Annotated in this window: 13 protein-coding genes; 2 read left to right on the forward strand and 11 right to left on the reverse strand. The window is 69.5% G+C overall.

Going from position 1 to position 12,525, the window contains the following annotated elements; genetic code table 11:
• Positions 1-29: 29 nt before the first annotated feature.
• The 5 genes from ACF08M_RS32860 to ACF08M_RS32880 form a co-directional block, all read right to left on the reverse strand.
• The gene (locus ACF08M_RS32860) at positions 30-1,748 is read right to left on the reverse strand and encodes an amino acid adenylation domain-containing protein (RefSeq protein WP_392188905.1); all 1,719 of its coding nucleotides are present in this window, start codon (positions 1,746-1,748) and stop codon (positions 30-32) included.
• Between the two features lie 126 nt (positions 1,749-1,874).
• A complete protein-coding gene (locus tag ACF08M_RS32865; protein WP_392188906.1) occupies positions 1,875-2,585 on the reverse strand; it encodes a TetR family transcriptional regulator in 711 nt (236 codons plus the stop codon).
• Positions 2,586-2,608: 23 nt separating this feature from the next.
• Entirely contained in the window at positions 2,609-3,037 is a 429-nt protein-coding gene (locus ACF08M_RS32870) for a thiol-disulfide oxidoreductase DCC family protein (RefSeq protein WP_392188907.1), read from the reverse strand.
• A 7-nt stretch (positions 3,038-3,044) separates the two neighbouring features.
• Positions 3,045-3,476, reverse strand: coding sequence for a hypothetical protein (locus ACF08M_RS32875; RefSeq protein WP_392188908.1), 432 nt, complete (start codon positions 3,474-3,476; stop codon positions 3,045-3,047).
• 67 nt (positions 3,477-3,543) lie between these two features.
• On the reverse strand, positions 3,544-4,770 hold the full coding sequence (locus tag ACF08M_RS32880) for an MFS transporter (RefSeq protein ID WP_392188909.1): 1,227 nt from the start codon (positions 4,768-4,770) through the stop codon (positions 3,544-3,546).
• Positions 4,771-4,856: 86 nt separating this feature from the next.
• Here ACF08M_RS32880 and ACF08M_RS32885 point away from each other — a divergent pair, with 86 nt between their 5' ends.
• Positions 4,857-5,366: a MarR family winged helix-turn-helix transcriptional regulator gene (locus ACF08M_RS32885; RefSeq protein WP_392188910.1), complete on the forward strand. Its 510-nt coding sequence runs from the start codon at positions 4,857-4,859 to the stop codon at positions 5,364-5,366.
• A 105-nt stretch (positions 5,367-5,471) separates the two neighbouring features.
• Here ACF08M_RS32885 and ACF08M_RS32890 read toward each other — a convergent pair whose 3' ends face one another.
• The 6 genes from ACF08M_RS32890 to ACF08M_RS32915 form a co-directional block, all read right to left on the reverse strand.
• Positions 5,472-6,053, reverse strand: a complete 582-nt coding sequence (locus ACF08M_RS32890; RefSeq protein ID WP_392188911.1) for a hypothetical protein — start codon at positions 6,051-6,053, stop codon at positions 5,472-5,474.
• A 190-nt stretch (positions 6,054-6,243) separates the two neighbouring features.
• On the reverse strand, positions 6,244-7,011 hold the full coding sequence (locus ACF08M_RS32895) for a succinate dehydrogenase iron-sulfur subunit (RefSeq protein ID WP_392188912.1): 768 nt from the start codon (positions 7,009-7,011) through the stop codon (positions 6,244-6,246).
• Positions 7,011-8,771 carry a succinate dehydrogenase flavoprotein subunit gene (gene sdhA, locus ACF08M_RS32900; RefSeq protein WP_392188913.1) on the reverse strand — a complete coding sequence of 587 codons (1,761 nt, stop codon included), beginning with the start codon at positions 8,769-8,771 and terminating at the stop codon, positions 7,011-7,013. The genes ACF08M_RS32895 and sdhA overlap by 1 nt, the downstream gene beginning before the upstream one ends.
• 29 nt (positions 8,772-8,800) lie before the next feature.
• A complete protein-coding gene (locus ACF08M_RS32905) occupies positions 8,801-9,277 on the reverse strand; it encodes a succinate dehydrogenase hydrophobic membrane anchor subunit (RefSeq protein WP_392188914.1) in 477 nt (158 codons plus the stop codon).
• Between the two features lie 5 nt (positions 9,278-9,282).
• Complete coding sequence (gene sdhC, locus ACF08M_RS32910; RefSeq protein ID WP_072486591.1) at positions 9,283-9,663, reverse strand: succinate dehydrogenase, cytochrome b556 subunit; 381 nt, start codon at positions 9,661-9,663, stop codon at positions 9,283-9,285.
• Between the two features lie 207 nt (positions 9,664-9,870).
• The gene (locus tag ACF08M_RS32915) at positions 9,871-10,368 is read right to left on the reverse strand and encodes a 2-oxo-4-hydroxy-4-carboxy-5-ureidoimidazoline decarboxylase (RefSeq protein ID WP_392188941.1); all 498 of its coding nucleotides are present in this window, start codon (positions 10,366-10,368) and stop codon (positions 9,871-9,873) included.
• Between the two features lie 476 nt (positions 10,369-10,844).
• Between ACF08M_RS32915 and ACF08M_RS32920 the strand changes: the two genes are divergently transcribed.
• Entirely contained in the window at positions 10,845-12,449 is a 1,605-nt protein-coding gene (locus ACF08M_RS32920; protein WP_392188915.1) for a glycoside hydrolase family 20 protein, read from the forward strand.
• The last annotated feature ends 76 nt before the right edge of the window (positions 12,450-12,525 follow it).

The raw sequence follows: 12,525 nt of genomic DNA on the forward strand, positions 1-12,525 counted from the left end.
TGGCACCGCGGTGAGGGCCGGTCGTCCGGTCAGTGAGTTTCTTCGCGGGGCTTGCTCGTGACGGTACGCGCATTGCGTTCTTGCAGCAGAGCCGCGAGCAGGGGCCGCTCGCCCGACGCGGCGGAGGGGGAGGCAGCCGCGGTCCGCCCGGCACCGAGCTGCTGTTCGGCGCGCGATCGCAGCCCCGCCCGGTCCAGCTTGCCGCTGCCGGTCTGGGGGATTTCGTCGGCCATCAGGTAGTGCCCGGGCACGTACGCGGAGGGGAGGGCGGAGGTGAGGTGTGCGCGCAGGGCGGCGGAGAGCTCGCTGGGGGAGGTACCGGCCCCGGCCACGCGGATCCACGCCACGAGTTCGGTGTCCTCCCCGAGCCGGACCGCCACCACCGCGGCGTCGTCCACCAAGGGGTGGGAGCGCAGGTGGTGTTCGACTTCCTGCGGTTCGATGCGCTGCCCGCGGATCTTCACCTGGCCGTCGGTCCGTCCCAGGTACTCCAGGCTCCCGTCGATCAGGCGTACCCGGTCGCCGGTCCGGTAGAGCCGGTCCACGGAGGATCCCGGTGGTGCGGGCACGAAGGCGCGGGCGGTCCGCGCGGGATCGTTGAGGTAGCCCAGGGCCAGTGGTATGCCCCCGATGCACAACTCCCCTTCGTCGCCGTCGGGAACCGGCCCGCCGTCCTCGCCGACCACGAGCAGTACGCAGTTGTCGATCGGCCGGCCGATGAGGACGCGGTCGATCCCCCGTGCCGAGGCCGGGCTGGTCCAGTGGCTGACGTCGATGGCGGCCTCGGTGGGGCCGTAGAGGTTGTGCAGGGCGGCGGGGATGGTGTCCACGCACGTACGTGCCACTTCGACCGGCAGCGGTTCACCGCTGCAGAAGACATGCCGGAGGGAGGTGCACCGTGCCGAATCGCGGTGGCGGAGGAACTCGCGGAGCATGGTGGGGACGAAATGGCAGAGGGTGATGCCCTGTTCGCGGATGGCGCGTGCCACGAGTCCGGGCTCGCGATGTTCCTCGGGTGGCAGCAGGACGCAGGTGCCGCCGGAGATGAGGGGAAGCCACAGTTCCCAGCCCGAGACGTCGAAGGTGACGGGCGTCTTCTGCAGGACGCGGTCGTCCGGGCCGACCCCGTAGGTGTCACGCATCCACACCAGCCGGTTGGCGAGAGCGGTGCTCGGCAGCACGACTCCCTTGGGCGTGCCGGTGGATCCCGAGGTGAACAGCACATAGACGGGCTGCGCGTCGGAGACCGGGCGCAAGGAGTCCCATTCCGTTTCCCCGGCCGCCGGGCCCTCGAAGTGCGCGGGTACCGTGAGCGTGCGCAGCCCCTGCGCCGCCAGCCGGCCCTGTGTTGCGTCAGCGACGAGGGCCAGGGTGCTGCCCGATACACCGAGTGCGCGGCGCAGCCGGTCCGGGGGGTCGTCCGCATCCAGGGGAAGGTAGGGAAGTCCTGCCTTCAGGATGCCGAGCAGGGCCACGGGCAACCGAACGCTCCGCGGAACGGCCACCGCCACCGGCAGTCCTGGCGGCGTCTCGGCTCGCAGCGTACGGGCTATCTCGTCGGACCACGCTTCGAGCTGCGCGTACGTCAGTCTCTCGTCGCCGCACTCGACGGCGACGGCCGCGGGCTTCATCCGGGACGCTTCCCTGATCAGCCCCGGGAGTCCGGCGGGGAAGGAGCAGACTGTCCGCCGACCGGATAACTCGGCTATGGACAGGTCTTGTTGAGGGCGCACGTTCGTTCCGCTCATTTTTGTGACTGTTTCAGCGCGAACCTATAGAGGTTGCGAAGCACAAAACAAGGGTTTCTGATGACACGTTGACGTGTTTCTTTCTCGTCCGGGGCGGAATTTGCGCGCCGCGACCTGCCCGGTCCCTCAGGCCCGACGCTTCGCGGCGCCGGGGAGGAACTCCTCCAGCAGCTCATGGATCTGCCGCACCAGCGGTCGCAGCACCCGGAACCGGGAGAGCGCGATGGCGCGGGCACCGATCGGAGCGGCGCGCTCGACCAGGCGGCGGCTGCGTTCGGTGTGCTCGGTCCGGTCGTACACCCAGTACAGCACCAGGCCCATCTGGAGCAGCCACATCAACTGCGGTAGCAATTCGGCCAGTTCCGGGTCGGTCTTGGTGTCGGAGCCGGCCAGGCATCGCCGGTGGATGGAGATCGCCGCCTCGCGGGCCGCGACCGAATCCGCCGAGAACGGGCTGAGCGGGCTCTCCGGGTCGGCGGCGTTCTTGAAGAACTGGGCGGCGAAGCGGTGGTACGGCTCCGCCACGTCCAGCCATGTGAGCAGGACCCCGCGCATCCGCACCGCGAGGTCCTTGTCGCCGTCCAGGACCGGCCGCACCGCCGTTTCGTGTTCGGCGGCGAGCCGGTCGTAGAAGCCCTGGACGAGGTGTTCCTTGTTCGTGAAGTAGTAGTAGGCGTTCCCGACGGAGACGCCGGCCTCCTGGGCGATGGCCCGCATCGTCGTCTTGTCGTAGCCGCGTTCCTGGAAGAGCCGGAGCGCGGTTTCGAGGATGAGTGTGCGGGTCTGCTCGCTCTTGGGGGCCTTGACTTCCTTCACGTCCTTCGCTTCCTTCACCACGGTCCCGAGGGTATCCGCCCCGGTCAGTCCCCGGATCCGGGGACCGCGCAGGTACCGTCCCCGTCGCCGCACGGTGTGGCGGTCAGCGAACGGTACTTCGCGGCGGCGAGCACGGTGGCCCGGGCGAACGGGCGGCCCGCCGGGGTGGTCAGCCAGTGCGACCTGGGCCGGTGGTCGGCCAGCGCCCAGAGGCAGACGATCCAGGCGGAGGTCCCGCGGTAGATCTGTCCCCGGTCACCGATCACTGTGATCTCGTCGAGCGTCCCGGCGTGGTCGAGCCCGGGGAAGCGGCGGCGCGCCTCCTCGGAGGCGGCCGGGACGAGGTCGAGCGGGACGAGCTGACGCTGCTTCATCAGCCACTGGCGCAGATGGACGCAGAGCGAGCACTGCGCGTCGTACAGCACCGTGAGCCGTTCGACGGACGGACGGCGTCCACCGGTTCCGGTCGTCATGGCGGGCTCAGGCCTTGGCGGTGGGTGCGGTCCACGGGCCGGTGCCCGGTCCCGTCCAGCCCTGCGGCGGCACGGGCGGAGTCTGCTCACGCTCCATCAGGCCGCGGCGGCGGATCTTGTTGAGGACGTAGACGTTGCCGAGGTGCAGTACGCCGAGGACGAGCAGGACGACGCCGAGCTTCACCGAGAGCGCCTCGAAGAGCCCGCGGGCGTCGGCGACGCCGTCGTCATTCCTCAGGTAGAGGGTGACGAAGCCCAGGTTGACCAGGTAGAAGCCGACCACCAGCAGGTGGTTGACGGCGTCGGCGAGCTTCTCGTTCCCGTGCAGTACATCGGCGAGGAACACCCTGCCGTTGCGGCTGAGCGTGCGCGCGACCCAGATGGTGAGCGCCACGCTGATCAGCAAGTAGATGACGTACGCGACAACAGTGAGGTCCATGCCCCACCCTCCCTTGAACGCGTTCAAAAGCTGTTGTCATGTACTGTAGACCTGACTTTGAACATGTTCAAGCCGTCATTTCGGCAGTGTGCTCCGCCGGTTTGCCGGGCGCCTGGAAACGCCGCACGCCCGGTACGGCCGCCGTCGCCAGACAGGCCGCGCCGACCGCCACCGCGGCGACCGTCAGGGGGACTTCGGCGCCCCAGGCCGAGGCGGCGAGCGGGGCCAGGGCGTATCCGAGCGGCATCGCGCCGAGCGAGAGCAGCCAGTCGTACGAGGTCACGCGGGCCAGAGCCTGCGCGGGCATGGCGGACTGGACCGAGGTCTCCCAGACGGGGTTGAGGAAGCCGAGGCCCGCCTGGGAGACGCCGTACGCGGCGATGGTCACCGCGACGGGTGCGTGGACGGCGAGGAGGCCGAGCGGGAGGGCGTACGTCGCAAGGCCCAGGTTGGCGATCAGGACCGGGCGGCGGGGGCGGGCCCGGCCGGCCAGCAGGGAGCCGAGGAGCAGACCGGCCGCGCCGGTCTGGAGCAGGGCGACCCAGATGCCCTTGCCGCCCAGCTCGTGGATGAAGAGGGCCGGACCCACGGTCATCAGCACCGCTGCCGCACCGTTCCAGACGGCGTGGGCGATCAGGCTCGTCCAGTACCAGTCGCGGCCCCGCACCTCGCTCCAGCCCTCCTTGAGGTCGCTGAGCAGGGAGCGTCGGGGGATGGGTATGTGCCGCACCTTCATGGCGGACAGCAGCGCCGCGCTCACCGCGAAGCTCGCGCCGTCCAGGACGAAGGCCCAGCCGGGCCCCGCGGTCAGGATCAGGGCTCCGGCGAGGGCCGGGCCGCCGAGCCGGGTCGCGCTGTTGACCACTGCCATCAACGAGTTGGCGCGCAGCAGCCCCGACTCCGCCACGGTGCCGCGGATCAGCGGGGACACGGTCGGCATCGCGAACGCCCCGGCGGCGCCGCCGATCGCCTCGGCAACCGCGATCTGCCAGAGCGCGGGGGAGCCGCCGAGCAGCTCCACGCCGACGAAGAGCTGGGTCGCGCACCGTACGAGATCGGTGGTGAGCGCCACGGTCCGGGCGTTGAAGCGGTCGCCGACGACGCCCCCCAGGGGCAGGAGGAGCAGCTTGGGGACCATTGCGCAGCCCAGCACCAGGGCGAGCGCCCCGGTCGAGCCGGTGGCCAGGTAGACGGCCAGGGAGAGGGCGGTGGGGATGGCGGCGTCGCCGAGGAGCGAGAGGGAGCGTCCGATGAAGAGCAGGCGGAAGGCGCGCGTGCGCAGGGGATGTGGCATGCGCGAAATCTATTTCGGTTTCGAATTATTCGTCAACGAAATATATTGTTCGAAGGGAAGTGGAAGGCAGCCCTTAGGCTTTCCCCATGGAGCAACGCGACTGGACCGACGGACATGTGGAGCGCTGGAAACCGGTCCTTCCTGATCTCGACCCCGATGTCGAGGGCGCGGTGACCCGGATGAAGAAGCTCTCCGTCCATCTGCGCCGAGTGCGCGAACAGTCCCTGGCCGACTTCGATCTGGACCGCCAGGAGTTCGACACGCTCCACAAGCTGGCCGGACGCGGCGGGACGGCGGCCCCCTCCGAGCTCGCCGCCGACCTCGACCTCGCGCCCGCCTCCGTCACCGGCCGGCTGGACGCGCTCGAACGGCGCGGCCTCGTCCGCCGCACGCCCTCCGCCACTGACCGCCGAAGGGTCGATGTGGCACTCACCGACGAGGGCCGCTCGACCTGGCTGGGGGCGATGGACGTCCTCGGACACGAGGAGTACCGGCTGCTCGGCGTCCTCGACAAGGACGAACGCACGCTGCTCAACGACATGCTGCGGCGCATCATGGTGGTCGCCGAGGGCCGGGGCGGCGCCGCCTGGGACTGAGCCGCCCGGCGCCCCGGCCCCGCTTCCGGCCGACTCCCCCTACGGCCGACGCCCCCACGGCCGTCGCCGCCGGCTCCCCGGTGTCGGGAACGGAGGATCTGCCCGTCAGATGCTCATCGAGCGGGCCGTGTTGATCTGGGCCATCACCATCTGGAAGGTCTCCGGGCCGGTCGCCGGGATCATCGTCGAGTGGTGCCTGCCGCCGCTGGTCACCGAGACCTGGATGAAGCCGGTCGTCTTCTTCTCCTTCATCAGGAGGAAGAGCAGACCGACAAGGCAGAGCAGTGCGAAGACGATCGCGAGCACGATCGCGACCGTCGGGATCTTCTCCTCGGTGCGGGACAGGTCCGTGGCCGTCCACACCGCACCCTTGAGCGGCATCGTGCCGGCCGGCGTCACGATCTGGTCGTTCATGACGGTGATGTCACCGAACGTCAGCATCGGCGCGCCCCCGCCGGGCTGCTGCGGGTAGCCGTAACCCGGCTGCCCCGGCTGCCCCTGGGGATAGCCGTAGGCGGGGCCGGGCTGGGTCGCGGAATCGGGCAGCTGCTGCGGGTAGCCGTAGGCCGGAGTGCCCGGGCCGGGCTGCCCGTGTCCCTGGCCGTCCGCGACGGTGGGCGGATTGCCCGGCTGCTGGGGAGGCCCCCACTTGTATGAGTCGTCCGCGTACGGATTCGGATCGCTCAACGTTCCCCGCTCTCGATCAAGCCTGCGCGCCCCGCGCCCTGCTGCGCCGGAGGCGGCGAACCGGTGTCCGGTTCCGCATGACCGTACCGTCAACACCAGGACGGCGCAGCAAGAGGCCCCGCTCCCGCACGAACCGTGCAGAAAACGGGACCTCTTGAAGCGACCGGACGCGACCGTGGTGCCGGGGGTGTCAGAAGCGACGCGTGATCAGCGCCCGCTTGACCTCCTGGATCGCCTTGGTGACCTCGATGCCACGCGGGCAGGCGTCCGTGCAGTTGAAGGTGGTGCGGCAACGCCACACCCCGTCACGGTCGTTGAGGATCTCCAGGCGCTGCTCGCCGCCCTCGTCGCGCGAGTCGAAGATGAAGCGGTGCGCGTTGACGATCGCCGCCGGGCCGAAGTACTGGCCGTCGTTCCAGAACACCGGGCACGAGGACGTGCACGCGGCGCACAGAATGCACTTGGTGGTGTCGTCGAAGCGCTCGCGGTCCTCGGCGGACTGCAGACGCTCACGGGTCGGCTCGTTCCCCTTGGTGATGAGGAAGGGCATGACATCGCGGTACGCCTGGAAGAACGGGTCCATGTCGACCACGAGGTCCTTGAGGACCGTGAGGCCCTTGATGGCCTCGATCGTGATCGGCTTCTCCGGGTTGATGTCCTTGATCAGCGTCTTGCAGGCGAGCCTGTTCTTGCCGTTGATCCGCATCGCGTCGGAGCCGCAGATGCCGTGCGCGCAGGAGCGGCGGAAGGTCAGCGTGCCGTCGACGTCCCACTTGATCTTGTGAAGGGCGTCGAGCACACGCTCCTTCGGGTCGATCGAGATCTGGAAGTCCTGCCACTGGGCCTCGTCGGAGACCTCGGGGTTGAACCGGCGGATCCGGAAGGTGGCCGTGATGTACGGGGAGTCGGCGAAGCCCGCCTCGGCCTGGCCGGCCTTCTCCATTGTCGGGGTAGCCATCAGTACTTACGCTCCATCGGCTGGTAGCGGGTCTGGACGACCGGCTTGTAGTCGAGCCGGATCGACTCGGTGCCGTCGGCCGCGACCTCGCGGTACGCCATGGTGTGGCGCATGAAGTTGACGTCGTCGCGGTTCGGGTAGTCCTCGCGGTAGTGACCGCCGCGGGACTCCTTGCGGGCCAGCGCGGAGGTCGCCATGACCTCGGCCAGGTCGAGCAGGTTGCCCAGCTCGATGGCCTCCAGCAGGTCCGTGTTGAACCGCTTGCCCTTGTCCTGGATGGACACGTTCAGGTAGCGCTTGCGCAGCTCGGCGATCTTGTCGACAGCCGTCTTGATGGTCTGCTCGGTACGGAACACCATCACGTTGGCGTCCATGCACTCCTGCAGCTCCAGACGGAGCGTGGCGACCCGCTCGGTGCCCGTCGAGTTGCGCAGCCGCTCGACCTGCTCCTCGACCAGCTGCGCCGGGTTCTCGGGAAGCTCGACGAAGTCGTTCTTCGCGGAGTACTCGGCGGCGGCGATGCCCGACCGGCGTCCGAAGACGTTGATGTCGAGCAGAGAGTTGGTGCCCAGCCGGTTGGCGCCGTGCACGGAGACGCACGCGACCTCGCCGGCGGCGTACAGGCCCGGGACGACGGTGGTGTTGTCGGCCAGCACCTCGCCCTCGACGTTGGTCGGGATGCCGCCCATGGCGTAGTGCGCGGTCGGCTGGATCGGGATCGGGTCCGTGTACGGCTCGATGCCGAGGTACGTACGCGCGAACTCGGTGATGTCCGGGAGCTTGGCGTCCAGCTGCTCCGGCGGCAGGTGCGTGAGGTCGAGGTAGACGTGGTCGCCCTCGGGGCCGCAGCCGCGGCCCTCACGGATCTCCGTGTAGATGGAGCGGGACACGACGTCACGGGAGGCGAGGTCCTTCATGACGGGCGCGTACTTCTCCATGAAGCGCTCGCCGTCCTTGTTGCGGAGGATGCCGCCCTCACCACGGGCGCCCTCCGTCAGCAGGATGCCCATGCGCCAGATGCCCGTCGGGTGGAACTGGAAGAACTCCATGTCCTCCAGCGGCAGCCCGCGGCGGTACGCGGCGGCCTGGCCGTCACCGGTCAGGGTGTGCGCGTTCGACGTCACCTTGAAGAACTTGCCGGTGCCGCCGGAGGCGAAGATGACCGCCTTCGCCTGGAAGACGTGGATCTCGCCGGTCGCCAGCTCGTACGCGACGACGCCCGCGGACTTCTTCTGCCCGGTCTCGGGGTCCTCCTGGAGCAGGAGGTCCAGGACGTAGAACTCGTTGAAGAACTCCACACCCTCCTTGACGCAGTTCTGGTACAGCGTCTGGAGGATCATGTGGCCGGTGCGGTCCGAGGCGTAGCAGGACCGGCGGACCGGGGCCTCGCCGTGGTTACGGCTGTGGCCGCCGAAGCGACGCTGGTCGATACGGCCCTCGGGCGTGCGGTTGAACGGCAGGCCCATCTTCTCCAGGTCGAGGACGGAGTCGATGGCCTCCTTCGCCAGGATCTCGGCGGCGTCCTGGTCGACCAGGTAGTCGCCGCCCTTGATCGTGTCGAAGGTGTGCCACTCCCAGTTGTCCTCTTCCACGTTGGCGAGCGCGGCGGCCATGCCGCCCTGCGCGGCGCCCGTGTGGGAGCGGGTCGGGTAGAGCTTCGTGAGCACGGCGGTACGGCTGCGCTTCGTGGACTCGATGGCCGCGCGCATGCCGGCGCCGCCGGCGCCGACGATGACGGTGTCGTACTTGTGGATCTGCATGATTTCCTCTGGTCCCTCTGGCCCGGCGCCTAGCGGATGTTCGGGTCGAAGGTGAAGATCACCAGCGTGCCCAGCAGGACGGTGAACACCGTGGCGGTGTACAGCAGCATCTTCAGCCAGAAGCGGGTGTTGTCCCGTTCGGCGTAGTCGTTGATGACCGTACGGAGGCCGTTGGCGCCGTGCAGCATGGCCAGCCACAGCATCGCCAGGTCCCAGACCTGCCAGAACGGCGAGGCCCAGCGGCCCGCCACGAAGGCGAAGCCGATCTTGGAGACGCCGCCGTCCAGCACGAGCTGGATCAGCAGGTGGCCCAGGACCAGGACGACCAGGACGATGCCCGACAGGCGCATGAAGAGCCAGGCGTACATCTCGAAGTTGGTGCGCGAACCCTTGGGGGTCTTGCCGGTCCGCTGGCGCGGCGGCTCGATGACCGGGGCCGGGTGGTCGACGTCGTAGAGGCTTACGCCCTCGACGGAGCCGATCGCGGCGGAGGACTCGGTGGACATTGGCCTCAGCTCCCGAAGACTTCGCGTACGGCGTGGCCGAGGACGGGGTACAGGGCCCCGACCATCAGCACGACCCAGATACCCACGACGGACCAGAGCATCTGCTTCTGGTAGCGCGGGCCCTTGGCCCAGAAGTCCACGGCGACGATACGAAGACCGTTCAGCGCGTGGAAGAGAATGGCGGCCACGAGGCCGTATTCGAGGAGCGCGACGATCGGCGTCTTGTACGTGGCCACGACATCGTCGTACGCCTCGGGGGAAACGCGAACGAGAGCGGTGTCCAGGACGTGTACGAACAGGAAGAAGAAAATGAGGACACCGGTGACTCGATGAGCCACCCAGGACCACATGCCTTCCCGGCCGCGGTACAGCGTTCCAGCCGGCACGGAAGAACCCTCCGGGAGCAGGGATTGGGGCCGGCCGGCTTGACTGTCGGTCTGACCCGGCCGGGTACGGTCCACCGGCCCCGGCCATCGTAGCGACGCTTTGTCGGTTCGCTCGCGCGGGGGCCTCTGGTGTGATCAAAGTGGCAATCAAACAGCCACGGACGGACTAGAACGGGCCGCTGAACGCCACTGGCCGAACCCATTCCGTTATGAACCCGATATCAGCTCGATGATGCGGCCCCGGGCGAGTCGCCGCATCTCCTCCGCCGTGACCACCCGCTCCTGGTCGGGGTCGTGGCCCAGCCTGGTCCGGATCCCGGCGAGCACCTGGTCCGGCTGCTCGGCGGGCCCGAAGCCGTCCAGGCAGATCACGAAGACATGGCCGAAGCGGGACTCGTACGCGGCGTGCGCGGCCCGCAGCGCGAGATGGGCGGAGTACGGCGCGGCGTGGTGCAGCCCGGGGGAGACCTCGGCGGCGAGCGCCTCGGCGAGGTCCGCCGGGGACAGGTCGTAGCCTGCCTCTTCGGCGGCGGCCAGCAAGGCGTCCAGGTCGGGGTACGGGCGGTGGGCGGCCAGCCGCTGCGCCCAGCGACGGCTGCCGGAGCACTCCAGCAGGGCGGCCTCGGCCTCGGCGGACGGCGCGGTGTTGAAGCGGTCGAGGCCCGGGAGCCCGGCCCGGCCCTGCGCCGGACCGGAATGCCGGATGGGTGCGGCCGTCCGGGGGTCCGGACGCCGCAGCCGCTTCGGGAGGCCGGCGGGGGACTCGCTGGACCTGGACAGCGTGGGCTCCTCGAATCAGCGGCATCCGTGATCCTGGGGTCCGGAGCGGGACGGGTGGATGCGGAGTGAAGGGAGAGTTGCGGAGTGAAGGGAGAGTTGCAGGATGGAAGGAGATTCGCCGGGTGAAGAGAGTGACGAATGTGCCTCAAAACTAGCGAGGCCGGGCAACGGTCGTCCGACGGATGCGCGAACTTCACCCGGACGGGAGGGTTTCGGAACGCCTGAGGGGACGTGAGACGAGGAGAATGCCCGGCTTACTCCCATTTCCGCCTACTTCGCCCCTGCCTGTTCCTGTCTTGATTGTGCTCCCGCTTCCGCCCTCGCTTCTGCTCTCGTTCTTGCCCTGCTTTCTGCACGGTTTCCTGCCCAGTTCTCTGCTCGTATTCGGAGGTCTCTGACCGATGTCGCCCTCACGTGGCGCTCTCGTGACCGGTGCGGCCCTCACCGCGGCGGCCGCCGCGACGATCGCCGTCATCGTCTGGCCGGAAGGCTCCGACAGTGGACTCTCGGGGGAGTCGGGGGCCCGCACCCCCTCGGGCTCCTCGGCCGCCCCCTCGCCGACCCGGAGCTACCCGCTCTCCGCCCCGCCCCGCACCATCCCCGCCGTGCGGGAGCACATCGCGGCCCGCGGCCCCGGCTGGCGGCCCGCCCCGTCCGCCGGGGTCGTCATCGCCGGCGGCAGCGGGACGCTCGCGGACGAGGGCAAGCTGCTCGCCCAGGAGCTGAGGATCCAGTACCGCGGTGACGTCCCCGCCCGCGCGGGCGACGTGGAACTGGCCCTCACCCCGGGCCGGGGCACCCCCGAGTCGTACACCCTCACGTCCCACGGCGGACGGGTCACGATCAGCGGACCCGACCAGGCCGGTGTCTTCTACGGAACCCGCACGCTGAAACAGTCGGTGCGCGCCGACGGCGCCATGCCCGAGGGTGAGGTGCGCGACCGCCCCGACCGGCCGCAGCGCGGCCTCAACCTCGACATCGCGCGCAAGTACTACAGCGTCGCCTGGATCGAGGACCGGCTGCGCGAGATGGCCGACCTCAAGCTCAACCAGCTCGGCCTGCACTTCTCCGACGACCAGGCGTTCCGCATCCAGTCCGACACCCACCCCGAGGTGGTGTCACCGCAGCACCTCACCAAGGCGGAGGTGCGCCGGATCCTCGGCCTGGCGGACCGGCTGCACATCGAGGTCGTCCCGGAGATCGACTCCCCGGGCCATCTGGGCGCGGTCCTGCGGGCCCACCCCGACCTCCAGCTGCGCAATGTGTCGGGGGTCCGCTCGCCCGGATCGCTCGACATCTCCAACCCGGGCGCGGCGAAGCTCATCGACGAACTCCTCGGCGAGTTCACCGAGCTCTTCAGCGGCCGCTACTGGCACCTCGGCGCCGACGAGTATCTCGCGCTGATGGCGCGGGACCCCGCCGCCTCGTACCCGCAGCTGCAACGCGCCGCCCAGCAGAAATACGGACCGCAGGCCGGCATCAAGGACCTCGCCACCGGCTGGCTCAACGACCGCGCGGCGGTGGTGCGCCCGCACGGCAAGCAGCCCAAGGCGTGGAACGACGGCTTCTTCCGCGACGGAGTCGTCCACGCCGACAAGGACATCGAGGTCGAGTACTGGACGGGCAAGGAGTACGGCGCCCGGCCGCCGGAGGAGTACCTGCGCGAGGGGCGGCGCGTGGTGAACCTCAACGACGAGTTCCTCTATTACGTACTCGGCCAGCCCAACAACTTCGTCTACCCCACGGGCAAGCGGATCTACGAGCAGTGGACCCCGCTCGTCCTGCGCGGCACCCAGCCGGTCCCGGCGAGCTACTCCGGCCAGATCCTCGGCGGCCGGTTCGCGGTCTGGGGCGACCTGCCGCAGGCGCAGACCCCGGCGCAGGTGGCGCAGGGCATCCGGATGCCGCTGCGGGCGACGGCCCAGAAGCTGTGGGACCCGGCCGAGCCGACGCTGAGGTGGGACCAGTTCCGGGCGCTGGCCGGGCGGATCGACGGGGTGGGCTGAGCGGGCGAGCGGGAACCCCTGTGGACGGCGCGGTGGGCCGGGGTCGCATTCGCCCGGCCGGACGGAGAGGACCGGG

The organism is Streptomyces sp. NPDC015032, from assembly GCF_043080425.1.
Taxonomy (GTDB): Bacteria; Actinomycetota; Actinomycetes; order Streptomycetales; family Streptomycetaceae; genus Streptomyces.

Excerpts from the sequence above, each read along its gene's own strand:
- ACF08M_RS32860 (WP_392188905.1), bottom strand. The coding sequence starts at position 1,748 with ATGAGCGGAACGAACGTGCGCCCTCAACAAGACCTGTCCATAGCCGAG.
- ACF08M_RS32870 (WP_392188907.1), bottom strand. The coding sequence starts at position 3,037 with ATGACGACCGGAACCGGTGGACGCCGTCCGTCCGTCGAACGGCTCACG.
- ACF08M_RS32875 (WP_392188908.1), bottom strand. The coding sequence starts at position 3,476 with ATGGACCTCACTGTTGTCGCGTACGTCATCTACTTGCTGATCAGCGTG.
- ACF08M_RS32880 (WP_392188909.1), bottom strand. The coding sequence starts at position 4,770 with ATGCCACATCCCCTGCGCACGCGCGCCTTCCGCCTGCTCTTCATCGGA.
- ACF08M_RS32885 (WP_392188910.1), top strand. The coding sequence starts at position 4,857 with ATGGAGCAACGCGACTGGACCGACGGACATGTGGAGCGCTGGAAACCG.
- ACF08M_RS32895 (WP_392188912.1), bottom strand. The coding sequence starts at position 7,011 with ATGGCTACCCCGACAATGGAGAAGGCCGGCCAGGCCGAGGCGGGCTTC.
- sdhA (WP_392188913.1), bottom strand. The coding sequence starts at position 8,771 with ATGCAGATCCACAAGTACGACACCGTCATCGTCGGCGCCGGCGGCGCC.
- ACF08M_RS32905 (WP_392188914.1), bottom strand. The coding sequence starts at position 9,277 with ATGTCCACCGAGTCCTCCGCCGCGATCGGCTCCGTCGAGGGCGTAAGC.
- ACF08M_RS32920 (WP_392188915.1), top strand. The coding sequence starts at position 10,845 with ATGTCGCCCTCACGTGGCGCTCTCGTGACCGGTGCGGCCCTCACCGCG.